General features: G+C 69.4%; 22 protein-coding genes. 14 read left to right on the top strand and 8 right to left on the bottom strand.

Features of this window, described 5'->3' with window-relative positions; translation table 11 throughout:
- Positions 1 to 36: 36 nt before the first annotated feature.
- Positions 37 to 1491: an ammonium transporter gene (locus E8A49_RS20755; RefSeq protein WP_293386092.1), complete on the bottom strand. Its 1455-nt coding sequence runs from the start codon at positions 1489 to 1491 to the stop codon at positions 37 to 39.
- Positions 1492 to 1517: 26 nt separating this feature from the next.
- On the bottom strand, positions 1518 to 1856 hold the full coding sequence (locus E8A49_RS20750; RefSeq protein ID WP_293386090.1) for a P-II family nitrogen regulator: 339 nt from the start codon (positions 1854 to 1856) through the stop codon (positions 1518 to 1520).
- A gap of 381 nt (positions 1857 to 2237) precedes the next feature.
- Between E8A49_RS20750 and E8A49_RS20745 the strand changes: the two genes are divergently transcribed.
- From E8A49_RS20745 to ppdK, 5 genes are all read left to right on the top strand, one after another.
- On the top strand, positions 2238 to 2867 hold the full coding sequence (locus E8A49_RS20745) for a fasciclin domain-containing protein (protein ID WP_293386088.1): 630 nt from the start codon (positions 2238 to 2240) through the stop codon (positions 2865 to 2867).
- A gap of 56 nt (positions 2868 to 2923) precedes the next feature.
- On the top strand, positions 2924 to 3223 hold the full coding sequence (locus tag E8A49_RS20740; protein ID WP_293386086.1) for a hypothetical protein: 300 nt from the start codon (positions 2924 to 2926) through the stop codon (positions 3221 to 3223).
- Positions 3224 to 3345: 122 nt separating this feature from the next.
- Positions 3346 to 4257 carry a glycine--tRNA ligase subunit alpha gene (locus tag E8A49_RS20735; RefSeq protein ID WP_293386084.1) on the top strand — a complete coding sequence of 304 codons (912 nt, stop codon included), beginning with the start codon at positions 3346 to 3348 and terminating at the stop codon, positions 4255 to 4257.
- A 2-nt stretch (positions 4258 to 4259) separates the two neighbouring features.
- Positions 4260 to 6263: a glycine--tRNA ligase subunit beta gene (gene glyS / locus E8A49_RS20730; protein WP_293386082.1), complete on the top strand. Its 2004-nt coding sequence runs from the start codon at positions 4260 to 4262 to the stop codon at positions 6261 to 6263.
- Between the two features lie 15 nt (positions 6264 to 6278).
- On the top strand, positions 6279 to 8975 hold the full coding sequence (gene ppdK, locus E8A49_RS20725) for a pyruvate, phosphate dikinase (protein WP_293386080.1): 2697 nt from the start codon (positions 6279 to 6281) through the stop codon (positions 8973 to 8975).
- Here the strand turns inward: ppdK and E8A49_RS20720 are convergent.
- Both E8A49_RS20720 and E8A49_RS20715 read right to left on the bottom strand, forming a co-directional pair.
- The gene (locus E8A49_RS20720) at positions 8972 to 11620 is read right to left on the bottom strand and encodes a M1 family metallopeptidase (RefSeq protein WP_293386078.1); all 2649 of its coding nucleotides are present in this window, start codon (positions 11618 to 11620) and stop codon (positions 8972 to 8974) included. The genes ppdK and E8A49_RS20720 overlap by 4 nt on opposite strands.
- Positions 11620 to 13356, bottom strand: a complete 1737-nt coding sequence (locus E8A49_RS20715) for an amidohydrolase family protein (RefSeq protein WP_293386076.1) — start codon at positions 13354 to 13356, stop codon at positions 11620 to 11622. Before E8A49_RS20715 ends, E8A49_RS20720 begins: the two co-directional genes overlap by 1 nt.
- A 110-nt stretch (positions 13357 to 13466) precedes the next feature.
- On the opposite strand from E8A49_RS20715, the gene E8A49_RS20710 reads away from it, so the two are divergent.
- Together E8A49_RS20710 and E8A49_RS20705 are read left to right on the top strand one after the other, a co-directional pair.
- Positions 13467 to 14720 carry a M48 family metalloprotease gene (locus E8A49_RS20710; RefSeq protein WP_293386074.1) on the top strand — a complete coding sequence of 418 codons (1254 nt, stop codon included), beginning with the start codon at positions 13467 to 13469 and terminating at the stop codon, positions 14718 to 14720.
- Positions 14717 to 15505, top strand: a complete 789-nt coding sequence (locus tag E8A49_RS20705; RefSeq protein ID WP_293386072.1) for a glutathione S-transferase family protein — start codon at positions 14717 to 14719, stop codon at positions 15503 to 15505. The genes E8A49_RS20710 and E8A49_RS20705 overlap by 4 nt, the downstream gene beginning before the upstream one ends.
- Before the next feature lie 6 nt (positions 15506 to 15511).
- On the opposite strand, the gene E8A49_RS20700 is transcribed toward E8A49_RS20705, so the two are convergent.
- Positions 15512 to 16627 (bottom strand): beta-ketoacyl-ACP synthase III, encoded by a 1116-nt coding sequence (locus E8A49_RS20700; protein ID WP_293386070.1) that lies wholly within the window; start codon positions 16625 to 16627, stop codon positions 15512 to 15514.
- A 197-nt stretch (positions 16628 to 16824) separates the two neighbouring features.
- On the opposite strand from E8A49_RS20700, the gene E8A49_RS20695 reads away from it, so the two are divergent.
- The 5 genes from E8A49_RS20695 (at position 16825) to E8A49_RS20675 (ending at position 20765) form a co-directional block, all read left to right on the top strand.
- On the top strand, positions 16825 to 17436 hold the full coding sequence (locus E8A49_RS20695) for an outer membrane beta-barrel protein (RefSeq protein ID WP_293386068.1): 612 nt from the start codon (positions 16825 to 16827) through the stop codon (positions 17434 to 17436).
- 90 nt (positions 17437 to 17526) lie between these two features.
- Positions 17527 to 17928 carry a hypothetical protein gene (locus E8A49_RS20690; protein ID WP_293386066.1) on the top strand — a complete coding sequence of 134 codons (402 nt, stop codon included), beginning with the start codon at positions 17527 to 17529 and terminating at the stop codon, positions 17926 to 17928.
- A 2-nt stretch (positions 17929 to 17930) separates the two neighbouring features.
- The gene (locus tag E8A49_RS20685; protein ID WP_293386304.1) at positions 17931 to 18845 is read left to right on the top strand and encodes a sterol desaturase family protein; all 915 of its coding nucleotides are present in this window, start codon (positions 17931 to 17933) and stop codon (positions 18843 to 18845) included.
- A 73-nt stretch (positions 18846 to 18918) separates the two neighbouring features.
- On the top strand, positions 18919 to 20469 hold the full coding sequence (locus tag E8A49_RS20680) for a S53 family peptidase (protein WP_293386064.1): 1551 nt from the start codon (positions 18919 to 18921) through the stop codon (positions 20467 to 20469).
- Between the two features lie 89 nt (positions 20470 to 20558).
- Positions 20559 to 20765, top strand: a complete 207-nt coding sequence (locus E8A49_RS20675; RefSeq protein ID WP_293386062.1) for a hypothetical protein — start codon at positions 20559 to 20561, stop codon at positions 20763 to 20765.
- A 24-nt stretch (positions 20766 to 20789) separates the two neighbouring features.
- Here the strand turns inward: E8A49_RS20675 and E8A49_RS20670 are convergent, their stop codons facing one another.
- Together E8A49_RS20670 and E8A49_RS20665 are read right to left on the bottom strand one after the other, a co-directional pair.
- A complete protein-coding gene (locus E8A49_RS20670; protein ID WP_293386060.1) occupies positions 20790 to 21773 on the bottom strand; it encodes an NAD regulator in 984 nt (327 codons plus the stop codon).
- Positions 21770 to 22363 carry an HD family hydrolase gene (locus tag E8A49_RS20665; protein ID WP_293386302.1) on the bottom strand — a complete coding sequence of 198 codons (594 nt, stop codon included), beginning with the start codon at positions 22361 to 22363 and terminating at the stop codon, positions 21770 to 21772. Before E8A49_RS20665 ends, E8A49_RS20670 begins: the two co-directional genes overlap by 4 nt.
- A 194-nt stretch (positions 22364 to 22557) precedes the next feature.
- Here E8A49_RS20665 and E8A49_RS20660 point away from each other — a divergent pair, with 194 nt between their 5' ends.
- Positions 22558 to 23370, top strand: coding sequence for a universal stress protein (locus E8A49_RS20660; RefSeq protein WP_293386058.1), 813 nt, complete (start codon positions 22558 to 22560; stop codon positions 23368 to 23370).
- Positions 23371 to 23390: 20 nt separating this feature from the next.
- Positions 23391 to 23765, top strand: a complete 375-nt coding sequence (locus tag E8A49_RS20655; RefSeq protein ID WP_293386056.1) for a hypothetical protein — start codon at positions 23391 to 23393, stop codon at positions 23763 to 23765.
- Positions 23766 to 23913: 148 nt separating this feature from the next.
- Here E8A49_RS20655 and E8A49_RS20650 read toward each other — a convergent pair whose 3' ends face one another.
- Positions 23914 to 24798, bottom strand: coding sequence for a hypothetical protein (locus E8A49_RS20650; protein ID WP_293386054.1), 885 nt, complete (start codon positions 24796 to 24798; stop codon positions 23914 to 23916).
- Positions 24799 to 24873 lie beyond the last annotated feature (75 nt).

Here is a 24873-nt window from a genome sequence, read left to right as displayed (position 1 = left end):
ACCCCCGTTCCGTACGCTTGTAGGCGCTAGTCTTGCTTAGCCGTGCACGATCTCGCCGTGGAGGTTGATGTCGAGACCCTCCACTTCGACCTCTTCGGAGACCCGCAGGCCGATGGTGTACTTGATCACCAGCAGGATCACGAAGGTGACCACGCCGCAGTAGAGGAAGGTCGCGCCGACATCCTCGAACTGCAGGATCATCTGACCGAAGTTGTGGTCGTGGATCCAGCCCTTGGACGAGGAGTTGATGGCGTTCGAGGCGAAGACGCCGGTCAGGATGGCGCCGGTGGCGCCGCCGATCCCGTGCACGCCCCAGCAGTCCAGCGCGTCGTCGTAGCCGATCATCTTCTTCACGTGGACGGCGGAGATGTAGCAGACCACGCCGGCGATCAGGCCGATGAGCAGGGCGTCGCCCGGGTTCACGAAGCCCGAGGCCGGGGTGATGGCCACGAGGCCCGCGACGGCTCCCGACACCATGCCCAGCACCGACGGCTTCTTGGCGATGATCCACTCGGCGCACATCCAGGCCAGGGCCGCGCCGGCGGTGGCGATCTGGGTCGCGACCGCGGCCATGCCGGCCTGGACGTTGGAAGTGACGGCCGAGCCGGCGTTGAAGCCGAACCAGCCGACCCACAGCAGCGAGGCGCCGATGACGCTGTAGGCCAGGTTGTGCGGGGCCATGTTCTCGGTCCCCAGGCCCTTGCGCTTGCCGAGCATCAGGGCCGCGACCAGGCCCGCGGTGCCGGCGTTCAGGTGCACGACGGTGCCGCCGGCGAAGTCGAGCGCGCCCGCCTTGCCGAGCCAGCCATTGCCCCAGACCCAGTGGGCGATCGGGCAGTAGACCAGCAGCAGCCAGGCGCCCATGAAGGCCAGGAAGGCCGAGAACTTCATGCGGTCGGCCAGGGCGCCGGCGATCAGCGCAGGCGTGATGATCGCGAAGGTCATCTGGAAGAACATGTAGACGGACTCTGGGATCGTCGGCGCCAGCGTGCTGGTCGCGTTCAGCCCCATCGGCCCGAGCAACAGGTACTTCACCCCGCCGATCAGGGCGTTGTTGTTACCCCCGTCGGTGAAGGCGATCGAGTAGCCGATGATCATCCACAGCACGGTGATCAGGGCGGTGGCGGCGAAGCTCTGGGCGAGCGTCGCCAGGATGTTCTTCTTGCGGACCATGCCGGCGTAGAACAGCGCCAGGCCTGGGATGGTCATCATCAGGACCAGCACCGAGGAGGTCAGCATCCAGGCGGTGTCGCCGGTGTCGATCTTCGGCGTGGCCGGGGCTGCGGCGGCCGGAGCGGCGGCGGCTGCGGGCGCAGCGGCTGCGGGCGCCGCCGCGTCAGGCGCGGGTGTGGCGGCGGGCGCGGCCGCGGCCGGCGCTGGCGTCGCCGGAGCCGGCGCGGTCTGGGCGAGCGCGGAGCCGGCGAGCGGCCCTGCGATCACGGTGGCGGCGAGGGCGAGGCCCGCCAGCCTTTTCAATCCAATGAGCTTCATGATGTCAGATCCCCTTGTTCTGATCGCTAGAGCGCCGCGGCGCCGGTCTCGCCGGTCCGGATGCGCACGGCCTGCTCGACGCTCAGGACAAAGATCTTGCCGTCGCCGATCTTGCCCGTGGCCGCCGCGGCCTTCACCGCCTCGACCGCCTTGCTGACAGCGGCGTCGTCGACCACCGCCTCCAGCTTCACCTTGGGCAGGAAGTTCACTTGGTACTCCGCGCCCCGGTAGATCTCCGTCTGCCCCTTTTGCCGGCCGTAGCCTTTGACTTCCGTAACCGTCAGCCCCTCGACGCCGGCGCCGACCAGCGCTTCGCGCACGTCGTCCAGCTTGAAGGGTTTGACGATCGCCATGATCAGTTTCATCCGCTCGCTCCCGCGCGGTCCTTGAGGCTGGACCGGCCTTCAGTGTTGATTTGGCGCCGCCGCGCTTTGTGCCCATCCCCGTGTCGCGGCGGTCGCTGAACGCTATCGACGCCGCGCCGCAGTGCGTCCGAATGGGGTGGCAAGCTGAGCAAGAAGGCCGTGTGCGCACGATCTTGCGGCGCTGTGAGCCGGAAATGCCTGGAAATTGGGCGATTGAGCCGTCCAGCCGGTTTGTTCTAGGGTGGCGACGGTGTGTTCACGAAGCCGTGACGTGGAAACCTAGGCTCAGCGACCCGTAGACATCGCGAACCTGCGTGGTGCAAACGCGTTCCCCCGTGAGCCTCATTCAAAAGTGGGCTGTTGCTTCAACTCGAGGACCTGATGCCGATCCATCGTTCGCTGTTCGCGGCCGCGGCCGTCTCCCTGATCTCCAGCGCCGCCCTGGCGCAGGCTCCCGCGGCCCCTGCCGCTCCCGCGGCTGCTGCGCCGGCGGCCGGCAAGCTGGTCCCGAACGGCGGCCTCGACACGACGCTGCAGACCAACGCCAATTTCAGCAATTTCGTGAAGGCGCTGACCGCGGTGAACCTGATGACCCTGCTGAAGTCGAGCCCGGGCCTGACGGTCTTCGCGCCGACCAATGCGGCCCTGACCGATGACAAGCTCGCGGCGATGTCGGCGGACAAGGCGGCGCTGCAGAAGACGCTGCTGCACTACATCATCAACGCCAAGATCGACTCTTCGAAGATCAAGGGCGCGCACGGCGGCGTGCCGACCGGCGCCGGCGACAAGATCGTCGTGGACGGCACCGCCACCGATGGGACGCTGAAGGCCGACAACGCCACGATCACGCAGGCCGATGTCATCACCTCCAACGGCGTGATCCACGTGATCGACGCCGTGCTGGTCCCGGGTTCGGTGCCCGAGACCCTGCCGCAGGAGCCGGCGGCCGAAGCCGCTCCGGCCGCGCCTGCGGACACGCCGGCCCCGCCGGCGCCCAAGAAGAAGAAATGAACCTTCACCGGCGTGGGGCTTTCTAGTTGCCGAGAAGGCCATTGGAGACCCCCGTCATGAAAATCGCCGCCCTGATCACCGCCGCCGCCGCGACCGCCCTGGCCGCCGGCTCGGCTTTCGCCCAACAGACCGCCCCGAGCTCGACGCCCCCGGCGTCGGCTTCGAGCGACACGAGCGCCGCGCCCACCGGCACGGCCTCGTCGACCTCGGTCACGGCCACCGACCCGTCGAGCGGCGCGTCGGTGACCACCACGACCACCACGAACGGCCCGGTGCCGGACACCGCCGCCAATCGCGCCAAGTACGGCCAGCCGATGTCCAATGCCGGCAAGCGCACGCCCGCCAAGGGCAACTAGCCGAAGCAGGAAAAGCCCAACCCGCAGCGCCGCCGCAACCACGGCAGCTGCGGGTTGAAGCCAAGGTCGGCGGGCCCTATGGTCCGCCGACTTTTTTTGCGCCTGCGAACAACCCCGTCCTCATGACAGACAAACCCCTCTCGTTTCAGGGCCTGATCCTGAAACTCCACGACTATTGGAGCCAGCAGGGCTGCGTGATCCTGCAGCCGCACGACATCGAGGTGGGCGCGGGCACCCTGCATCCGGCGACCGTGCTGCGCGCGCTGGGGCCCAAGCCCTGGCGGGCGGCCTATGTGCAGCCCTCGCGCCGGCCGGCCGACGGGCGCTATGGCGAGAACCCCAACCGGCTGCAGCACTACTACCAGTACCAGGTGATCCTGAAGCCGAACCCCGACAACCTGCAGGACCTCTATCTCGGCAGCCTGAACGCCATCGGGCTCGACACCCGCCTGCACGACATCCGCTTCGTCGAGGACGACTGGGAAAACCCCACCGTCGGCGCCTGGGGCCTGGGCTGGGAGGTCTGGTGCGACGGAATGGAGGTGACCCAGTACACCTACTTCCAGCAGGTGGGCGGCCTGGACGTCTGGCCGGTGGCCGGCGAGCTGACCTATGGCCTGGAACGCCTGGCCATGTACCTGCAGGGCGTCGACCACTTCACCGAGTTGGCCTTCAATGACCCCGACGGCCCCGCGCCGATGACCTATGGCGACGTCTTCCTGGAGAACGAGCGCCAGCAGTCGGAGGCCAATTTCCACGGCTACGACGTCGACATGCTGAAGCGCGAGTTCGAGGACATGGAGGCCGAGGTGCCGCGCCTCCTGACCATCAAGGGCCCGCAGGGGCAGGCGATCGTCCTGCCGGCCTACGACCACGTGCTGAAGGCCAGCCATCTGTTCAACAAGATGGACAGCCGCGGCGCCATCGCCGTCGCCGAACGCCAGAGCTACATCGGCCGCATCCGCGACCTGACCAGGATGTGCGCGGAAGCCTGGGTGGCGAACGAGGGCGGGAACCAAGGCGGGGCGCAGTAGATATGCCTCAGCTTCTGCTTGAACTGTTCTCCGAGGAAATCCCCGCGCGCATGCAGGCGAACGCCGCGCGCGATCTCGAACGCCTGGCCCGCGAGAAGCTGGCGGCCGAGGGGCTGCTGCCGGAGGCGCTGAAGACCTTCGCGGGGCCACGGCGGCTGACCCTGGTCGCCGAGGGCCTGCCGGCGGCGCAGGCGGACCGGCATGAGGAGCGCAAAGGTCCCCGGGTGGGCTCGCCCGACCAGGCCATTGAGGGCTTCCTGCGGTCCACCGGCCTTACCCGCGACCAGCTCACCGAACGCGACGGGGTCTATTTCGCCCATCTGCACAAGGCGGGCCGGCCGACCTCTGAAATCATCGCGGAGATGGCCGAGGCCATCGTGCGCAACTTCCCCTGGCCGAAGTCGATGACCTGGGGCCGCGGGACCCTGCGCTGGGTCAGGCCGCTGAAGCGCATCCTCTGCGTCTTCGACGGCGAGGTGGTTCCGTTCTGGGTCGACGAGGTCCAGTCCGGCGACACCAGCGAGGGCCACCGGTTCATGGGCGACGCCCAGCCGTTCCGGGCCCGCGACTTCGACCAGTACGCCGACGGCCTGGCGCGCCATTTCGTGGTCCTGGACCCCGAGGAGCGCAAGGAGCGGATCATGGACGCCGCGCGCACGCTCTGCTTCGCGCGCAATTTCGAGCTGGTGGAGGACGAGGGCCTGCTGGACGAGGTGGCGGGCCTGGCCGAATGGCCGACGCCGATCCTGGGCGACATGGATCCGGCGTTCCTCGACCTGCCGGCCGAGGTGATCCGCACCTCCATGCGCACGCACCAGAAGTATTTCGCGGTGCGCGACCCGCAGTCCGGCTTCCTGGTCCCGCACTTCGTCACCGTGGCCAATGTCGAGGCGCCGGACGGCGGGGCGACCATCGCCGCCGGCAACGCCAAGGTGCTGTCGGCGCGGCTGTCCGACGCCCGCTTCTTCTGGGACGAGGACCGCAAGGTGCGGCTGGAGGACCGGCTAGCGGCGCTGAAGGGCGTCACCTTCCACGCCAAGCTCGGCACGATGTACGAGCGCGTCGAGCGGATCGTGGCCCTGGCCGGCGAGCTCGCGCCCTACGTCCGCGACGACGAGGAGACCCAGGCCCTGGCCATGCAGGCCGCGCGGCTGTGCAAGGCCGACCTGGTCACCGGCATGGTCGGTGAGTTCCCCGAGCTGCAGGGCGTGATGGGTGGCTACTACGCTGAGAAGGAAGGCCTGGAGCCCGAGGTCGCCGACGCCATCCGCTGGCACTACCGCCCGCAGGGGCCGAGCGACGACGTGCCGGTGCAGGCGGTGGCCGCCAGCGTGGCGCTCGCCGACAAACTGGACACCCTGGTCAGCTTCTTCGCCATCGACGAAAAGCCCACCGGCAGCCGGGACCCCTTCGCCTTGCGTCGTGCGGCGCTTGGTGTGATCCGCATCCTGCTGTCGACGCGGGCCCGGCTGCCGTTGAAGCGTTTCGCGCCGGATGATTTGATCGCTTTCCTCGCCGATCGCCTGAAGGTCCTGCTGCGCGAGCAGGGTGAGCGCCACGACCTGGTGGACGCGGTGTTCGCGCTCGGCGACGACGATCTTGTCCGCATCGTCTCGAAGGTGAACGCGCTCTCCGGCTTCCTCGGGACCGAGGACGGCAAGAACCTGCTGGCCGGTTACAAGCGCGCCGTAAACATCCTGCGCGCCGAGGAGAAGAAGGGCCCGCTGCCCGCCGGCGAACCCAACGCCGAGGCGCCGGGCGAGGAGGGCGCCTTGATCAACGCCGTCGGCCATATGGAAGTCGAGGTCGGCAAGGCGCTCGACAAGGAAGACTACGCCGCGGCCATGGGCGAACTCGCCAAGCTGCGCGAGCCGGTGGACGCCTTCTTTGACAAGGTCTTAGTGAACTCCGATGTACCTGCGGAACGGGAAAATCGCCTGCGGCTTCTGCTGAAGGTTCGCGACGCCATGGGGCGCGTCGCGGATTTCAGCCAGGTCACCGGATAGAAGACGAGGGACTGCATGCCTGCCGAAACGATGGTGAAGACGAAGTGGGTCTACGCCTTTGGCGGGGGGGCGGCCGACGGCGACGCCGCGATGAAGAACCTGCTGGGCGGCAAGGGCGCCAACCTGGCGGAGATGTCGTCGCTGGGCCTGCCGGTGCCGCCGGGCTTCACCATCACCACCGAGGCCTGCACCCACTTCTACGCCAACGCGCGCCAGTACCCGGCCGAGCTGAAGGACCAGGTGGCCGCGGGCCTGAAGCGGGTCGAGGAGCTGACCGGCAAGGCGTTCGGCGATCCGGCCAATCCGCTGCTGGTCTCCGTCCGCTCCGGCGCGCGCGCCTCGATGCCCGGCATGATGGACACGGTGCTGAATCTGGGCCTCAACGACGAGACCGTGGAAGGCTTGGCCAAGCTGGCCGGTGACCGCCGCTTCGCCTTCGACAGCTATCGCCGCTTCATCCAGATGTACTCCAACGTGGTCCTAAACCTGGACCACCACATGTTCGAGGAGATCCTCGACGAGCATAAGGAGCGCCTGGACGTCACCGTCGACACCGCGCTCTCGGCCGAGGACTGGGAGGCGGTGGTCCGCGATTACAAGGACGCCGTCGAGGGCCAGCGCGGCGATCCCTTCCCGCAGGACCCGCAGGCCCAGCTCTGGGGCGCCGTCGGCGCGGTGTTCGCCAGCTGGATGAACGACCGGGCGAAGTTCTACCGCCGCATGCACGACATCCCGGAAAGCTGGGGCACGGCGGTCAACGTCCAGTCCATGGTGTTCGGCAACATGGGCGACACCTCGGCGACCGGCGTGGCCTTCACCCGCAACCCGTCCACCGGCGAGAACCGGCTCTATGGCGAGTTCCTGATCAACGCCCAGGGCGAGGACGTGGTCGCCGGCATCCGCACGCCGCAGACCCTGACCAAGGTCGCCCGCGAGGAGATGGGCGAGAAGAACCCCTCCATGGAAGAGGCGCTGCCCGAGGTCTTCACCCAGTTCAAGGCGGTCGTCGAGAAGCTCGAGACCCACTACCGCGACATGCAGGACATCGAGTTCACGGTCGAGAAGGGCCGGCTCTACATGCTGCAGACGCGCAACGGCAAGCGCACCGCTAAGGCCGCCCTGAAGGTCGCCGTCGACCTGGCGTCCGAGGGCCTGATCACCCGGGAGGAGGCGGTGATGCGCGTCGAGCCCGCCTCGCTCGACCAGCTGCTGCACCCGACCATCGACCCGGCCTCGGCCCGCGAGGTGATCGCCACCGGCCTGCCGGCCTCGCCCGGCGCGGCCACCGGCAAGATCGTCTTCACCGCCGCCGAGGCGGAGCTGCAGGGCGGCTCGGTGGGCGCGGTCATCCTGGTGCGCGAGGAGACCTCGCCTGAGGACATCCGCGGCATGGACGCCGCGCGCGGCATCGTCACGGCCCGCGGCGGCATGACCAGCCACGCCGCCGTGGTCGCCCGCGGCATGGGCCGGCCTTGCGTCTCCGGCGCCGGCGAGATCCACATCGACCTGAAGGCCGGCGAGCTGCGCACCCGCGGCCGCGTGCTGCGGGCCGGCGACATCATCACCATCGATGGCTCGACCGGCGAGGTGCTGGCCGGCGCGGTGAAGATGGTCGAGCCGGAGCTTTCCGGCGACTTCGCCACTCTAATGACCTGGGCCGACGCGGGCCGGCGGCTGAAGGTGCGCGCCAACGCCGAGACCGCCGTCGACGCCAGGACCGCGCGGCAGTTCGGCGCCGAGGGCATCGGCCTTTGCCGCACCGAGCACATGTTCTTCGATCCCGCGCGGATCGCCGCCGTGCGCGAGATGATCCTGGCCGACGACGAGGCCGGCCGCCGTGCGGCGCTCGCCAAGATCCTGCCCATGCAGCGCGACGACTTCGTCGAGCTGTTCGGGATCATGGAGGGCCTGCCGGTCACCATCCGCCTGCTCGACCCGCCGCTCCACGAATTCCTTCCGCATACGGAGGAAGATGTGAAGGCCGTCGCCGAAGCCACCGGCCTGGACGCCGCCAAGCTGCTGCGCCGGGCGCAGGAGCTGCATGAGGTGAACCCCATGCTGGGCCACCGCGGCTGCCGCCTGGGCGTGAGCTACCCCGAGATCTACGAGATGCAGGTGCGCGCCATCATCGAGGCGGCCTGCGAAGTGGCCGCCGCCGGCCGCCCCGCGCCGATTCCGGAGATCATGCATCCCCTGGTCGCCAAGGGCGAGGAGATGAAGTTCCTCCGTGAACTGACGGATCGCACGGCCAGGGCGGTGATCGCCGAGAAGGGCCGCGAGATCGAGTACCTGGTCGGCACCATGGTGGAGCTGCCGCGCGCCGCGATCCGCGCCGGCGACCTGGCGGAGAACGCCGAGTTCTTCTCCTTCGGCACCAACGACCTGACCCAGACCACCTTCGGCATCAGCCGCGACGACTCGGGCCGGTTCCTGAACGCCTACATCGACAAGGGCATCTTCGAGAAGGACCCCTTCGTCAGCCTTGATCAGGAGGGCGTCGGCGACCTGATCCGCCTGGCGGTGGAGCGCGGCCGCGCCGCGCGGCCGGGGATCAAGCTCGGCATCTGCGGCGAGCATGGCGGCGACCCGGCCTCCATCGCCTTCTGCGAGAGCGTCGGCCTGGACTACGTCTCCTGCTCGGCCTACCGCGTGCCGATCGCCCGTCTGGCCGCCGCCCAGGCCGCCATCGGCGAGCGCGAGAAGGACCGCTAGCGCCCGCTCACCTGCGACTGGCCTGCGTGCTGGGCGATCCAGCCGTCGATCTGCGGCAGGCGCCGCGCCTGGATGTCGGCGTTGTTGTGGATCCGCGCCAGAGCCACCTGCACCTGACCCTGTGCGTCGGGCGGGATGTTCTTGGCCGCGAAGGCTTTAAGCTGATCGGCCAGCTTCGGATCGTTCGACCCTTCGGCCACTCGCGGCACGAAGGTTGAGCGGCCCAGGGTGTCCAGGGTGTTGGTGATCGCCGGCAGGTGCGAGAGCGTGAAGCTCCAGGCGAGTTGCGGGTGCACCGCGGCCACCTCGCGCACCAGCACCGGCGCCAGGTTGGTGGGCGCCTCGTCAGTGATCGACAGCGCCAGCACCTGGCCGGCCAGGGCCTCGTCGTCCACCGCCGCCAGGTCGATGTAGAGGTCATTGCGCTCCAGCGGATCCTTGGCGGCCTTGGCGAGGGCGCGGATCGCCCGGAAGGTCTCAGGGTCCGCCGCGCGGGCCGCGCCGACCAGCACCCAGCGCCGCTGGTCGGCGGAGAGCCTGGCGAGGTCGCCGTCGGTGGCCTTGAACCGGCGCAGCGCCTCGGCCGCCACCCGCGGATCGCCGAGCTGGCTGAGCGCCAGGATCAGGGTCTCGCGCAACAGGGCCTGGGCGGCCGGCTCGCCGGGCTTGATGTCGAACCCCACGCGGACGAGTTCCGGGGCGAGCAGGCTTGAGGTCCAGGCGCGATAGGCCGCGCGGCGCGGGCCCGGCGCATAGTAGCCGTCGAGGCCGGCGAGCGTGCGGGCCTGCACCCGCCAGACCACCGGATCGGCGTCGGCGGGCAGGGCGGCGGCCAAGCGCAGGTAGTTGCTGACCGGGGCCTGGCCGTCCATGCCCAGCGCCAGGTTGTCCTGCAGGAGGCCCAGCTGGTCGGCGGCGCCGACCTTGCGGAAGTCCTCGGCCAGGGGCGCGAAGGACGCGCTGTCGTAGGACACCCGGTAGTAGCCGAGCTGTCCGGCGTTGACGATGTCGCCGACCGCGCCGCTCTGGGGCGAGGTGCGGGAGATCACCCGCTCCTTGTCGGGGCCGCCGTTCACCGACTTCAGGCGGATCGGCGCGCGCCAGGACAGCACGCTGGCGTCCCGGGCGGCCATGTCCATGCGGCTGGCGGCGATGTTGACGCCCTGGATCACCACGTCGTTGGCCAGCCGCGTCTCGGTAAGCGTGATGCCCGCCGAGCTGGAGGTCACGTGGACCAGGGGCACGCCTGGCTGGGTGGTGAAGTCGCGCGCCACCACCGAGACCGGCTTGCCGGCGGCCGCGTCGATGGCGCGCCAGAGGTCGTCGCTGGTGGCGTTGCCGTAGGCGTGCCCGGCCATGTACGCGCGCACGCCCTGGCGCCAGGCGTCGGGGCCGGCGTAGGCCTCCAACATGCGGATCACCGCCTCGCCCTTCTTGTAGGTGATGGCGTCGAAGGCCTGCTCGGCCTGGGAGACGCTGACGATGCGCTGGACGATTGGATGCGCCCCAGGCCGCGCGTCCAGCAACATGGCCTCGTCCTTGTCGCCGAGCGCCGAGAGCGTCGCGCGCCATTCCGGATGGAAATGGTCGGTGGCCTTGGTGGCCATCCAGCTGGCGAAGCCCTCGTTCAGCCACAGGTCGTCCCACCAGGCCATGGTGACCAGGTCGCCGGACCACAGGTGCGCCATCTCGTGGGCGACGACCTCGAACACCAGCTCGCGGTCGCCGGCGCTGGAGAGCTTGGGATCGAAGACGACATTGTCCTGGCTGAACAGGATCGCGCCCCAGTTCTCCATGGAGCCCGAGACGTCGCCGGGCGCAGCCACCAGGTCGAGCTTGGGCAGCGGATATTTCCGGCCGAAGTAGTCGTTGTAGAAGGGCAGGAGCTGCTCCGCCGCCTCCAGGGCGTAGCGCGCCTCGGCGGCCTGGCCCCGACGGATCACCACGCTGACCTCAGTCCCGTCGACCTCCTTGGTCAGCCGTTCCATGTCGCCCACGCCGAAGAACAGCAGGTAGCTGCTCATCCGGGGCGTGGGCGCGAAGCGCACCCGCTTCAGACTGTCGCCCGCGGGCTCGCTGGAGGCCTCCGGCATGTTGGAGATGGCCATCAGGTCCTTGGGGATGACGGCGGTGATGTTGAAGACCGCTTTCTTCGCCGGCTCGTCGAAGACCGGCATGAAGCGGCGGGAGTCCGAGGGCTCGAACTGGGTCGCCAGCATCCGCCCGCCGGCGTAGTCCACGTGGAAGAGCCCCGTGGCGCTGTCGGCGATCTTGCCGGTGTAGTCGATGACCAGCACATGGCGCCCGGCGCTGAGACCCTTGCCGGCGGCGAAGATGGCGGTCTGGGTCCTGGGGTCGAGGCTCGCCTTGGCGGGCGCGCCGTCGATGCTGGCCGCGCCAATGTCGAGGCCAAGGGCGTTGACCACCAGGCGGTCGGTCCCCCGGCTCACCTCGACGCTCATGGCCATGTGGCCCGCGAAGGTAAGCTTGGCGAAGTCGGGCGTGACGGTGAGGTCGTAGGCCACCGGCTCGACACCGCTCGGCAACTGGGTCGGGATCGCAGGCGCGGCCGACGCCCGGGCGGCGAGGGCGGCGGCGAGAAGGCCCGCGGCCAGGGCCGCCGCAAAACGCATCGGCGTCCGCATCACCAGGTCCAATCGTTCGCCGACGCGCGGCAGCCGCCGTCCTTCCAGCCCGTCCAGCCGCGGCCGCGCACCACCCGCCCCGCGGCGGCTCCGGTGGGCTCGCCATCCTTCAGCACGGCCTGGCCGTTGACCAGCACATCCGAGACGCCGGTGGCGAACTGTTGCGGTTTCACGAAGGTGGCGTGGTCGGTGACTGTGGCCGGGTCGAAGATCACCACGTCGGCATAATAGCCGGCCTTCAACAGGCCGCGGTCGTGGAGCCCCAGGTTGTGGGCGGGGAGGGCGGCAAGCCGGCGCACCGCCTCGGGCAGGGAGAGCGCCTGCTCGTCGCGGGCGTACTTGCCCAGCACCCGCACGAAGTTGCCGTAGGCGCGCGGGTGGGTGGACGACAGGAGGAAGACGCCCTCCGGCGCCTGGGCGGAGGCGTCCGAGCCGAAGCTGACCCAGGGCAGGGTCATCTGCTTCCGGACGTTGTCCTCGTTCATCGAGGAATAGACCACCTGGATGCGCGTGCCGTCCTCGATGATCAGGTCGATGATGGTGTCCTCGGGCGAGGTCCCCCGTTCCTTGGCGACCTCGGCCAGGGTCTTGCCGGTGAGCGGCTTCAGCTTGGGGTCCTTGAACCCGACCAGCAGGGTGCCCTCAGCGCCGCCGGCCTGGCGGAAGGAGTTCTCCCAATCCTTCGGATGCGCCTCGCGCATTTCGGCGATCACCTTGGCCCGGGTGGCCGGGTCCTTCAGCCGCGCGATCCATTGCTCCACGCCGCCGGCCTGCACCCAGGTGGGCATGGCCGCGTCGAAGCCGGTGGAGGAGGCTGCATAGGTGTACATGTCGGCGGTGATGCGCTGGCCGCCGGCGCGGGCCTTCTCGATCCTGGCGATGAAGGCGTCTTCCTTGCCCCAGTTGTCCTTGCCGGCGGTCTTCATGTGGAAGATTTCGGCCGGCGTTCCCGAGCGGCGGGAAATCTCGATCAGCTCGTCGGTCGCCTCTAAGAGGTGCTCGCCCTCGGAGCGCATGTGACTGATGTAGATGCCGCCGCACTTTCCCGCCTCGCCGGCCAGCGCCGCCAGCTCGTCGGTCTTGGCGAAGGTCGAGGGCGCGTAGATCAGGGCGGACCCCACGCCCATCGCGCCCTGCTGCATCGCCTGGCGGACCAGCGTCCGCATCTGGTCGAGCTGGGCCGGCGTCGGCTGCACGTCGTCCTCGCCCAGCACGTTCACCCGAACGGTGCCCGCGCCGACGAACGAGGCGACGTTGAGCGCGATGCCGCGCTTGGCCAGCGCCTCCAGCCCGCCGTCCAGCGTCGTCCAGTCGATCGGATACTTGATGTCGTGCTCGCGCTGCACCTCCAGCACCTGCATCCTAGGTGTCAGCGGGCCGATGGAGGAGCCTTCGCCCATCACCTCCAGCGTCACGCCCTGGCGCAGCTCCGACTGGCCGCGCCCGTCGGCGATCAGGCTGTCCTCGGAGTGGGAGAGCATGTTGATGAAGCCAGGCGCCACGGCCTTGCCATGGGCGTCGATCTCGGTCTTGCCGCGGCCGGGCGCATGCGGGCCGACATAGACGATGCGGTCGCCCTTCACGGCCACGTCGCCGGTGACGCCGGGTTTGCCGGAGCCGTCGAGGATCTCGCCGCCCCGGATCACCAGGTCATAGGCCGCCGGCTTTGCCGCGCCCAATGAGGCCGCCGCGGCCAGGGCCGCCATCGATACAGCGGCGAAACGCGTGATCTTCACCCTGGCGACTCCCCGGCCTTCCGTTGGGTGACACACTAGGACGGCTTTCAGCCTCGACAAGCGTGACAATTTCCGTCCACGTCAGGTCAAAGACAAACGGGGAGCGACCAATGGCTCAGGGATTCGATCCAACGGCGGCGACGAACGCCTATCTCGCCACCTTGTCGCCGGAGGCCCATGCCAAGGCCACGGCCTATACCCAGGGCGGGCACTGGGTGCTGCTAGGCGCGGCGATCGTCAGCGTCCTGGTCTCCTGGATCGTCATCCGGACCGGGGTGCTGGTGAAGGTCCGCGGCGGGGTGGAGGCGAAGAGGCCGCATCCCTGGCTCGCGGTCTTCGCGGTGGTCGCGGTGGATTCGATCCTCGAAGGCCTGCTGTCGATCCCCTGGGACGCCTATGCCCACTGGTGGCGGGAGAAGAGCTACGGGATGACCAGCCGCGCCTTTGGCGGCTGGCTCAGCGAACACTTCCTGTCGATGGCCGTGGGCACGGTCCAGGCGCTGATCGTCTTCGCCCTGTTCTACTGGGTGGTGAGGCGCCTGCCGAAGACCTGGTGGATCTGGAGCGCGGCCGGCGTGATCGTCGTGATCCTGGGCTTCTTCATCCTGAACCTGTTCTTCGTCGAGCCGCTGTTCAACACCTACAAGCCCGCGCCGCCCGGGCAGGTGCGCGACACGGTGGTGGCCATGGCCAAGCAGGTGGGCGTGCCGTCTGACAAGGTGCTGATCTACGACGGCTCCAAACAGTCGAACCGCTACACCGCCAACGCCGGCGGCTTCCTGGGCTTAGGCCGCATCGCCATGAGCGACGTGATGTTCAAGAAGGACGCCGACCTCGCCGAGGTGAAGGGCGTGGTGGGCCACGAGATGGGGCACTACGTCCACGGCCATGTGCCGCTGACCGCGGTGGTGTTCGGCCTGATGGCGCTGATCGGGTTCTTCCTGGTCGACCGGCTGTTCCCGCTGGCTGCGCGCCTGCTGGGCGCCCACGGCGTCACCGGGCTCGCCGACCCGGCCGGCCTGCCGGTGGTCAGCGTGATCTTCACGGTGCTGAGCCTGCTGGCCACGCCGCTCACCAACACCTACAGCCGCTGGCAGGAGGCCGACGCCGACCACTTCTCCGTGGTCCATTTCAATGAGCCGGACGGCCTGGCCAAGGCCCTGGTGAAGACCATCGAATATCGCGCCGACAGCCCCTCCGGGATCGAGGAGTTCATCTTCTACGACCACCCGTCGGTGCGGGCGCGGGTCCAGGCGATGATGGACTGGAAGGCCGCGCATCCGAAGCCGGACGCCGTCAGTGACGGTCCCGCGCCCGCGCCGGCCGCGGCCCCGACCGTCGCACCCACAGAGGCGCCGCGATGATCGTCCTCTACGATCACCCGCTCTCGCCCTACGCCCAGAAGGTCCGGATCGCGCTGCGCGAGAAGGGCCTGGTCTTCGAGGCGCGCCAGCCCGGCGGCCTGGGCGCGGGCGGTGCGGCCGGCGACTTCGTAGCGGCCAGTCCGCGCGCCGAGGTGCCGGCCCTGGTCGACGGCGAGGTGCGCATCTTCGATTCCACCATCATCCTGGAATACCTGGACGACGCCTATCCGACGCCGTCGATGCGCCCGGCCTCCGCCGCCGACCGCGCTCGGGTCCGGATGCTGGAAGAGGTGATGGACACCCACTACGAGGCGATCAACTGGGGCCTGTCGGAGATCCGCTGGTTCCGGCGGGCCGAGGGCGCGGCGGCCGAGGCCCTGTTCGCCAAGGCCAAGGCGCAGATCGAAGGCCTCCAGGCCTGGCTCACGAAAGAGCTTGGCGACCGGGAATGGTTCAACGGCGACGCCTTCGGCTGGGGCGACCTGTCCGTCGCGCCCTATCTCAACGGCTCGGCTGGGCACGGCTATCCGCCGGCGGCCGGCCCGCTGGCCGACTGGCTGGCGCGCGCCAACGCCCGCGCCTCGGTGGCTGACACCATGGCCGAAGCCATCGCCTCGTCCCGCGCCTCGGCCATGCCGAACGTCGCCGATCTGGTGGAGAAGGGCCTCTTCAAGCGCGAATACCGCGATCACCGCCTGGAGTGGATGATCAAGTCCGGCGGCCTGGACGTGGTGCTGAAGGGCCTGGAGCGCGACAACATCCGCTTCGCGCCCGCCTTCGGCTGAGCGGCCCTAGCGCTTCCTGACGAACACCGTGCCGGCGGAATAGCCGGCGCCGAAGGAGCAGATCAGGCCGGTCTCGCCGGTGACGAAGTCGTCGTTGGCGCGGTGGAAGGCGATGATCGAGCCGGCCGAGGAGGTGTTGGCGAACTCGTCCAGGATGATGACGTTCTCGCCCGGCGCCGGCTCGCGGCCCAGCACGCGTTTGCCGATCATCTCGTTCATGTTGATGTTGGCCTGGTGCAGCCACAGGCGCTTCAGCCCAGTCGGGTCGAGGCCGATGTCTTGGGCGTGCTCGACGATCATGTCGCTGACCATCGGCACCACCTCGCGGAACACCTTGCGGCCCTCCTGCACGAACAGCTTGTCGGTCGCGCCCACGCCTTCCGGGGCCGCGCGGTTCAGGAAGCCGAAGTTGTTCCGGATGTTGTTGGAGAACTGGGTCTTCAGCCGCGTGCCCAGGATGTCCCAGCCACCCTTCGCCCGGCCGGCGTCCTCGACGATCGCCGCGGTGGCGACGTCGCCGAAGATGAAGTGGCTGTCGCGGTCGCGGAAGTTCAGGTGGCCCGAACAGATCTCCGGATTGACCATCAGCACGGCCCGCGCCGAGCCGGAGGTCACGAAGTCCGCGGCGGTCTTGATGCCGAAGGTGGCCGAGGAGCAGGCGACGTTCATGTCGAAGGCGAAGCCTTCGATGCCCAGCGCCTGCTGCACTTCGATGGCCATGGCCGGGTAGGGCCGTTGCATGTTCGAGGCCGCGCAGATCACCGCGTCAATATCACTGGCCGGCTTGCCCCAGCGTTCCAGCGCCTGCTTGGCGGCTTCCACGGCCATCTCGGCAAGGACCGACAGCTCCTCGTTGGAGCGTTCCGGGATGATCGGGCGCATGAGGTCCGGGTCGACCAGGCCGGACTTGTCGACCACATAGCGGGCCTTGATGCCCGAGGCCTTCTCGATGAACTCGACGGACGAGGGCGTGAGCGCGGCGACCTCGCCGGCGGCGATCGCCGGGGCGTTGGCGGCGTTGAAGCGCTCCACATAGGCGTTGAAGGTCTCCACCAGCTCCGCATTCGAGAGGCTGTGCGGCGGGGTGTAGAGGCCGGTGGCGGCGATCACGGCTTGCGGCAAAGGGAAAAGGCTCCGTCGGGAAGGCGGAGTGATAGCACGCGCCGGGCCGCGCCATAGCCTCCAACCGCCCGGAGTGGCTCAGGAGCCACACACCGTGTTCGCCATACCATTAAGGCCGAACCGACAACCCCAGGCCGCGTTTGGAGCCGAACCCGAGAGGGTTGGGCTGTTTGCGTACCAGTGAGGATTTGAGTGAGATGAGAATTCCGACGATCGTGGCCTCGGCCGCTGTGCTGGCCTTGACCCTTCCAGCCGCCGCCCTGGCTCAGACGGCCCCGCCGCCACCGCCGCCGACTGGCTTCAACCTCATGAGCCCGTCCTTCTACGGGACCCTGGGCTATGACGACACGTCCCGCGATCACCAGGACCTGAGTTCGATCCAGCTTCGCCTGGGCGCCCGCTTCAGCCGCTACTTCGGCATCGAGGGCGAAGGCTCCTGGGGCCTTGGGGACGACAAGGTCCACATCGTCGACGCGCCGCCGATCAAGGTCCACCAGGACAGCCAGGAAGCGATCTACGGCGTGGGCTTCCTGCCGATCATGCCCAACCTCGATCTGCTGGCCCGTATCGGCTATGGCCACTCGACGGGCACCGGACCGGTCGCCGGCGTGACCAACCTTTCGGGGACCGGCCCGCTGCCCGGCGTGACCAACGGCGTGCGCGGCGACTCCTGGAACTACGGCGTCGGCGCCCAGTACATGTTCGACCCCAAGAACGGCGTGCGCCTGGACTACACCCGCGAAGACTTCCAGCCGCGCGGCGTCGCCGACGCCAACGTCTACGCGATCTCCTACGTGCGGAAGTTCTAGACCCGACACGGACGCCAGCGTCGCAAAGCCCTCCCGGATCCGGGAGGGCTTTGTCTTGACCGAAGCGCCCGGCGACGCCAGATTCCGTCCGTGAACATCGGTAACCTGATCCAGCTCGCCGTCTCGGCCGTGGCGGTCGCCCTGCTGGTGGGCATGGCGGCGCTGATGACCCGCGGGCGCGCCGCGCCGCCGCTGGACGAGGCCGCCGCGCGCCGCCTCCTGGCCGAGGAATTCCCCGACGACCGGTTGGAGAGCCTGTGGCTGGCGGCCGACGGCCGCGGCGGCGTCGCCCGGGCGGGCAAGTGGGCTCTGGTCCTGATGCGGATCGGCGACGGCTACCTGGCCCGCAGGGTCGTCTGGCGCGAAGCCCAGGCGGCCCAATCGCGCGGCGGGCGCGTCACGATCGCGCTCAGGGAGCCGGGCGCCCCACGCGCCGTCCTCGCCTTCGCGGCCTGGCCGCCGCCCACGGCCAAAGGGGAGGCCGCCACGTGAAGATCCCCACCGATCCGGTCACCCTGGCCACGCCCTTCTTCATCCTGAGCGTGATCCTGGAAATCGTGCTGGCCCGCTTCGGCAAGCTGAAGGCGCGCTATGAGACGAAGGATACCGCCGTCTCACTGTCCATGGGCCTCGTCTCGACGCTCTCCGGCCTGCCGATCGCCGGCCTCAGCTTCGCTGCGGCGATCTGGTGCTACCACCACCGGCTGTTCACGATCCCGATGACTGCGGTCTGGGCTTGGGTGCTGGTCTTCTTCGCCGAGGACCTGACCTACTACTGGTTCCACCGCCTCAGCCACGAGCGGCGCGCCTGGTGGGCGGCGCACGTCAACCACCACTCCTCGCAGCACTACAACCTGTCGACCGCGCTCAGGCAGACCTGGACCGGCGGGGTGGCCGGGACCTGGGCCCTGTGGCTGCCGCTGTCCTTGCTGGGCTTCCCGCCGGCCATGGTGGCCATCGAGAAGGGCGTCAGCCTGGTCTACCAGTACTGGATCCACACCGAGGCGATCGGGCGGATGCCGCGCTGGTTCGAGGCGGTGTTCAACACGCCCTCGCACCATCGGGTGCACCATGCGCGCAACCCACGCTACCTCGACAAGAACTACGCCGGTATCCTGATCGTCTGGGACCGGCTGTTCGGCACCTTCCAGCCGGAGCTGGACGAGGAGGCGCCGCGCTATGGCCTGGTGCACAACCTGGGCACCTTCAATCTCCTACGCGTGGCCTTCCACGAGTGGATCGGCATCGCCCAGGACATCGTGCGGGAACCTCGCCACACACTCGGCTGGCTGTTCGGTCCGCCGGGTTGGAGCCCGGACGGCAGCCGGGACACCTCGGCGACCCTGAAAACCGCCTGGCTCGCGCGCCAGGAGGCGAAGCCGGCGCCCGTGAAACGGGAAGCGGCCTAGAAGATTCAACTCCAGGTAAGGTAGACTGACGGCCAACCCGCGCGTTTTCCTCCCGCAGCATCAGCGGTGGACCATGGCCCAGAAACCTCTTCCCGGCAGCGAACGCCATCCGATGCGCGGCGCGCGCGCGGTCGGGCGAACGGCTGGCGACCAGCGGCTGGAGGCGACGGTGGTCGTCCGCCGCCGCGATCCTGAGGGCCTGCGCGCCCACGTCGCCGATCTCGCCCAAGGCCGCCCGCGCGCGCCGATGACCCACGACGCCTTCGCCGCCGCCTATGGCGCAGCCCCAGAAGACCTGGAGCGCGTCGCGGCCTTCGCTCAGACGCATGGCTTGGCGGTGGTCCAGACGCACGCCGCGCGGCGCAGCGTCGTCCTGTCGGGCTCGGTCGCCCAGTTCGAGGCGGCCTTCGGCGTGGAGCTCAGCGATTTCGAGTTCGATGGCGGCTCCTACCGCGGCCGCACCGGAGCGCTGCACGTGCCCGAAGACCTCAACAAGGTGATCGAAGCGGTCCTGGGCCTCGACAACCGCCCCGCGGCCAAGCCGCACTTCCGCATCCGCCAGGACGCCGCCGCCGCGCCCACCGCCTTCACGCCGATCGAGGTGGCCGAGCTCTACGGCTTTCCAGCCGGCGACGGCGTGGGCCAGACGGTGGCCCTCATCGAACTCGGCGGCGGCTATAAGCCCGCCGACCTGCAGACCTACTTCAAGGGCCTCGGCGTGACGGCGCCGAAGGTCACGGCGCTCAGCGTCGACCATGCCAAGAACGCCCCCACCGGCAGCGCCGATGGCCCGGACGGCGAGGTGATGCTCGACATTGAGGTGGTCGGCGCTGTGGCGCCGGGCGCGGCGATCGGGGTCTATTTCGCGCCGAACACCGATGCGGGCTTCCTCGACGCCATCACCACGGCGGCGCACGACCAGGCCAACAAGCCCTCGGTGATCTCGATCAGCTGGGGCGGCCCGGAGTCGAGCTGGACGGCGCAGGCGATGACCAGCTTCGACAGCGCCTTCCAGGACGCCGCGGTGCTGGGGATCACCGTGCTGGTGGCGTCCGGCGACAACGGCTCGACGGACGGTCTGAGCGACGGCGCCCAGCATGTGGACTTCCCCGCCTCCAGTCCGCACGCCACCGGCTGCGGCGGCACGCGCCTGACGGCCAAGGGCGCGGTCCTCGAAGCCGAGCAGGTGTGGAACGACGGCGCGGACGGCGGCGCCGGCGGCGGCGGGGTGAGCGCCACGTTCGCCCTGCCCACCTGGCAGGCGGGGCTTGCGGCCACGGCGGCGGACGGCGCGGCGACGCCCCTGGCGCGGCGAGGTGTGCCGGACGTGGCAGGCGACGCCGATCCCGACAGCGGCTACGAGGTCCGCGTCGATGGCCAGGACACGGTGATCGGCGGCACCAGCGCGGTCGCGCCCCTTTGGGCCGGCTTGATCGCCCGCATCAACGCCGCCAGCGGCGCCCGCGCCGGCTTCATCAACCCGGCCCTCTACAAGTCGCCCCAGGCGCTGCACGACATCACCGTCGGCGACAACGGCGCCTTCGAAGCCGCCAAGGGCTGGGACGCCTGCACCGGCCTCGGGACCCCGAACGGCGCGGCGGTGGCCGCGGCGTTGAAGGCCTGATCTCAAGAATCGCAGTTTCAGAGAAGCGCGGGCTGCAGGCGAACGCTAGGACGTGACCTCAGAAAACGGAGGTCTCCTTGAATACTTGGATGCGGCAAATCCACCGTTGGCTGTCCATCGTCTTCACGGCGGGCGTGGTCATCAACTTCACCACCTACACCGTGATGGGAAAGGGCCATGCGCCGCCCTTCTGGGTGAACCTGCTGGCGCTGATCCCGGTCTTCCTGCTGCTGATCACCGGCCTTTACCTGTTCGTGCTGCCCTACGTCGTCCGGCGCGGACGCGTCACGGCGTGAGCGCGCGGGTCCGGCCGCCGGCGGTCAGTCGCGCAGCAGCGGCAGGCTGAGGCCGGAGACGGGACGGGCGCCCAGGATCTCGCGGCGGAAGCGGTAGAGCTCGGCGGGGCGGCCGCCGGTCTCGGCGTCCATGCGGCCCAGGCCCTCGACCAGCTCGGCGCGCTCCAGGGCGCGGCGGAAGTTCTGCTTGTGCAGGGCGACGCCGGCGATGGCCTCCACCGCGCGCTGCAGGGCCGAAAGCGTGAAGGCCTCCGGCATCAGTTCGAAGACCACCGGGCGGTATTTGAGCTTGCCGCGCAGGCGCGAGACCGCGGTGGCGAGGATGCGGCGGTGGTCCGACAGCATGGGCTCGCCCAGGGCGGCGGCCAGCGGGGCGGGCAGGGCGGTCGCCGCCTCGCCGCGGTCGCGCGCCGCTTCCCGCGCCAGGCCCGCCTCGTAGAGCAGCTCGTAGCGTTCCAGCACGCGTTCCTCGTTCCAGGGCGCGCCGTCCAGGGCGAACAACAGCCGCGCATGGCCCCAGCGCTGGGCGTCGCCGTCGGCCCAGCGGCGCAGGGCGTCTTCGATCAGCGTCAGCGCCTCGGGCCGGCCGTCGCGCCAGTCCTCGTAGGGGAAGAACCGCGTCCAGGGCCGCCATTCCGAGCCTGGCGCATGGGTTTCGACCGCCGCGGTGGCGAGCGCCAGATAGCCTACCGAGATCACCCGGGCGTGGTGGCCGTCCTCGTCGTCCGCGTGGTCGCCCATGTCGGCCAGTGGCGCGTCGCGGCCTTTGTCGCCGAAGGTGTAGAGCTGCTCGACATAGCCCAGGGAAAACCGCGTCTGGGCGCTCACAAAAGCGCGCATGGCCAGTTCGAAGGTGCGGTGGCCCTTGGGATCGAAGGGGCCGAAGGGCAGGCCCTCCAGGCCAGCGCCCGGCGGGCGTACGGTCAGCACCACGGCGTCGTCGCCCTGGATGGCCACCACCACGGCCGAGAGGCCGATCACCACGGCGCTGTCGGGTGCGATGCTCATTCGGTGTCGAAGGCCGCGGCGGTGGGCGTATAGCCGGCCGCCTCGGAGAGCAGGTGGAAGCGTTCGAGGTAGCGCGCCTGGGCGGCGGCGGGCGGCAGGGGCTCGATGGTCAGGCTGTAGCCGTGCGGCGGGGCGTCGAAGAAGGCCAGGGACTCCGCGTGGGTGAACCCGGCCAGCTGGGTGGCCTCGAAGAAGGCGCAGGCGCGGTCGGCCAGCTTGATCAGCGCCTTGATCTCCGCCGGCGTCTTGGCGGGCAGGCCGAAGCGGACGTGGATGGCGTTTTCCAGCCGTTCCTCGAAATCCTTGTAGTTGACCCCCAGCGCGGCCTTGAAGGGCGAGATCATGTCGCCGATCACGTATTCCGAGGCGTCGTGCAGCAGGGCGGCCAGGCGCCAGCGCGGGGCGACGTCGGGGCGGACGTGGGCCATGATCTCCTCCACCACCACCGAGTGCTGGGCGACGGAGAAGGCGTGTTCGCCCACCGTCTGGCCGTTCCAGCGCGCCACACGCGCCAGGCCGTGGGCGATGTCCTCGATCTCGATGTCCATGGGCGACGGATCGAGCAGGTCGAGGCGCCGCCCCGACAGCATCCGCTGCCAGGCGCGCGGTTCGGCCTTGGTCCGACGCAGCCCTTTCCTCACGAAAGCGTTCCCTCCACAGTCAAGCTCATCGGCGCCAGGGTCGCGACCGGACCCAAAAAGGACCTGACCGACGCCGTGACAAAGATCAATGCGAGCATAGGGCCTGAGACCTTGAAGTTCACGCGAACGACGGAGCCGAGGCGATGAGCTGGGCTCGGATCATGGCGCCGCTCTCGGGCGGGGCCGGCGACGCGGCGGCGGTGACGGCCGCGGCCATGCTGGCCGAACCGTTCCAGGCCGAGATGGTGGGCGTCTACACGCCCGCCGACGTGGCTGACGTCATGCCCTGGATGGGCGAGGGCTTCCTGGGCGGGGTGCAGACCACCGCGCTCGAGAGCCTGAAGGAAGCCGCCCAGGCCGGCGAGACGGCCGCCCGCGCGGCGCTGGCCACCACCGTCTACGCCAAGGCCCGCTTCGTGGCCCTGCAGACGCCCGTCTGGGCGGGGCTGTCGGCGGAGAGCCGGCTCTCCGACGTGGTGGTGTTTACCACCGACCCCTCGCGCGGCCGCGGGCCCTTGGCCGAGGCCTTCCAGCAGATGGTGGCCGACGAGCAACGGCCGGTGCTGATCGCGCGGCCGGCCCTGAAGATCGGCGGCACGGTGGCGGTGGCCTGGGACGGCGGCAAGGAGGCCAGCCGCGCGGCGCGCCTGGTCCTGCCGCTTTTGGAAAAATCCGCCGGCGTCGCGATTCTGGCCGCGCCCAAGGCCAGCTCCCGCAGCTTCGATCCGGAGCGGCTGAAGGCCTATTACGCCGCGCGCGGGGTGAAGGCCGAGGTCGAGATCCTGCCCGACAGCGGCGACGCGGCGCCGGCCCTGCTGGCGGCGGCAAAGGCGGCGGGCGCCGATATCCTGGTCGCCGGCGCCTTCGGCCACCCGCGGCTGCAGGAGTTCATCTTCGGGGGCACCACGCGAACCCTGTTGAACTCCGACGAGCCTTCGCTGTTCTTATCGCACTAGCTTCATTCAAGGATTTGCAGATGACCCTGTCGCGTATCGTCATGCGGCTCGCCCGCAACCCTGGCACGGAGTTCGCCGGCGGCGACGATCACCGCGGCTATGCGCTGACCGCCCCGCTCACCGACGACGGCCATATCGACGCGGCGGCTTACGCCAAGGCCCGCGACGCCTGTGTGGTGCGCCGGTTCACGCCGGACGAGGACCCCACCGATGGGCGGCTGGCGCGCAAGGGCCAGCGCTGGTTCTTCGACTATGACGAGGACGATGTGGGCGAGGACGAGCCGCTCTACCGCCTGGGCGAGCACCGCTTCGCGGTCGGCGAATACGTCACTATCACCGACGAGGACGGCCGGCCGCTGACCTACAAGGTCGTCGAGGTCCAGCCCGCTGGCTAGACTATTTCCGCTCGTCCCGGCGAAGGCCGGGATCCAGATCTCAAGGCGCGGACGCTGATTGGATGGGCTCTGAGGTCATGGAGCCTACCTATGAGCCATTCCATCTGGGTCCCGGCGTTCGCCGGGATGAGCGGCGCCAGCCCGCCGGCTAGACCCCGCCGTTGCGCCGCACCAGGCGCTTCACATATTCCGACACGTCGTGGCGGTGGCCCTCGCGTGACTTGAAGACCGCCACGGTGATCGGTCCCGCCTTGGGCCCCGCCGCCTCGTAGCCCACGGCCTTCCAGCCGTCCTTCAGGTTGTCCTTGGCCAGGATGAAGGTCGCACGGAAGCCGCGGCGTTCCGGGGAGAAGGCCTCGCCGCGCAGGCGTACGTCGCGGGCGACGCGCACCGTGGCCCCATCCTCGCCGGCGTCGATGTTCACCGTGCCGAAGCGGACCTTGGCCTTGTCGTCGTCGGCGCTGATGTGGATGCCCGGCAGGTTGATGTCGGCATGGTCGCCGGCGCCGCCGTTCGGGCTGACGCTGACCCCGCCCGGGCCGATGGAGACCTTGCTGGTGTCGTCATCGTCGTCGCCGTCGCTGTCCTTGTGCGCCGCGCGCGTCCCGCCCAGGGCGTCGTCAGCGGCTTGTTTGGCGGCCTTGGCCGCCTCGGAGGCGCCGCCGCTCGACGCCTTGCCCGGCGCCTCGGTCTTCACCGTGGCTGAGGCGTCGCTGGCCTTGTCCTCGGCGGTGTCGGCCTTGTCCGCGGTGGCCGCGGGTGTCGGCAGCTCGCCCTGCAGCTCCTGCTCGATGGGCTGCAGCGCCTGCTCATACGTCGAGGAGACCGGGATCAGCCGCAGGGAGACTTGATCGCCTTCGCCGCTGACGTAGGTGCAGCTCTTCTTGTCCGCCGCGATGCCGGTAAGGCGCAGGTCGCCGGTGTGATCGGGACAGTCCAGGGCCGCGCGCGCGGTGGGCGGCGTCGACGGCGCGCAGGCCGCCGTGGCGGCCAGCGCCAGCCCACAGGCGGAAAGGAAGAGCAGCGGCTTCATCAAAATCAAGGCTCCGGTCCCGTTCGCGAGGAATCTGACCGGAGCCCCTTCAAAAGGCGAGTGAATTCGACGTAA

The organism is Phenylobacterium sp. (assembly GCF_004799515.1).
In the GTDB taxonomy this organism is placed as follows: Bacteria; Pseudomonadota; Alphaproteobacteria; order Caulobacterales; family Caulobacteraceae; genus Phenylobacterium.
This window is presented reverse-complemented; position numbering and strand designations above follow the sequence as displayed.

Excerpts from the sequence above, each read along its gene's own strand:
- E8A49_RS20705 (WP_293386072.1), top strand. The coding sequence starts at position 14,717 with ATGATCGTCCTCTACGATCACCCGCTCTCGCCCTACGCCCAGAAGGTC.
- E8A49_RS20655 (WP_293386056.1), top strand. The coding sequence starts at position 23,391 with ATGACCCTGTCGCGTATCGTCATGCGGCTCGCCCGCAACCCTGGCACG.
- E8A49_RS20660 (WP_293386058.1), top strand. The coding sequence starts at position 22,558 with ATGAGCTGGGCTCGGATCATGGCGCCGCTCTCGGGCGGGGCCGGCGAC.
- E8A49_RS20750 (WP_293386090.1), bottom strand. The coding sequence starts at position 1,856 with ATGAAACTGATCATGGCGATCGTCAAACCCTTCAAGCTGGACGACGTG.
- ppdK (WP_293386080.1), top strand. The coding sequence starts at position 6,279 with ATGCCTGCCGAAACGATGGTGAAGACGAAGTGGGTCTACGCCTTTGGC.
- E8A49_RS20755 (WP_293386092.1), bottom strand. The coding sequence starts at position 1,491 with ATGAAGCTCATTGGATTGAAAAGGCTGGCGGGCCTCGCCCTCGCCGCC.
- E8A49_RS20710 (WP_293386074.1), top strand. The coding sequence starts at position 13,467 with ATGGCTCAGGGATTCGATCCAACGGCGGCGACGAACGCCTATCTCGCC.
- E8A49_RS20720 (WP_293386078.1), bottom strand. The coding sequence starts at position 11,620 with ATGCGGACGCCGATGCGTTTTGCGGCGGCCCTGGCCGCGGGCCTTCTC.
- E8A49_RS20665 (WP_293386302.1), bottom strand. The coding sequence starts at position 22,363 with ATGCTGTCGGGGCGGCGCCTCGACCTGCTCGATCCGTCGCCCATGGAC.
- E8A49_RS20670 (WP_293386060.1), bottom strand. The coding sequence starts at position 21,773 with ATGAGCATCGCACCCGACAGCGCCGTGGTGATCGGCCTCTCGGCCGTG.
- glyS (WP_293386082.1), top strand. The coding sequence starts at position 4,260 with ATGCCTCAGCTTCTGCTTGAACTGTTCTCCGAGGAAATCCCCGCGCGC.
- E8A49_RS20745 (WP_293386088.1), top strand. The coding sequence starts at position 2,238 with ATGCCGATCCATCGTTCGCTGTTCGCGGCCGCGGCCGTCTCCCTGATC.
- E8A49_RS20650 (WP_293386054.1), bottom strand. The coding sequence starts at position 24,798 with ATGAAGCCGCTGCTCTTCCTTTCCGCCTGTGGGCTGGCGCTGGCCGCC.
- E8A49_RS20695 (WP_293386068.1), top strand. The coding sequence starts at position 16,825 with ATGAGAATTCCGACGATCGTGGCCTCGGCCGCTGTGCTGGCCTTGACC.
- E8A49_RS20680 (WP_293386064.1), top strand. The coding sequence starts at position 18,919 with ATGGCCCAGAAACCTCTTCCCGGCAGCGAACGCCATCCGATGCGCGGC.
- E8A49_RS20675 (WP_293386062.1), top strand. The coding sequence starts at position 20,559 with ATGCGGCAAATCCACCGTTGGCTGTCCATCGTCTTCACGGCGGGCGTG.
- E8A49_RS20740 (WP_293386086.1), top strand. The coding sequence starts at position 2,924 with ATGAAAATCGCCGCCCTGATCACCGCCGCCGCCGCGACCGCCCTGGCC.
- E8A49_RS20735 (WP_293386084.1), top strand. The coding sequence starts at position 3,346 with ATGACAGACAAACCCCTCTCGTTTCAGGGCCTGATCCTGAAACTCCAC.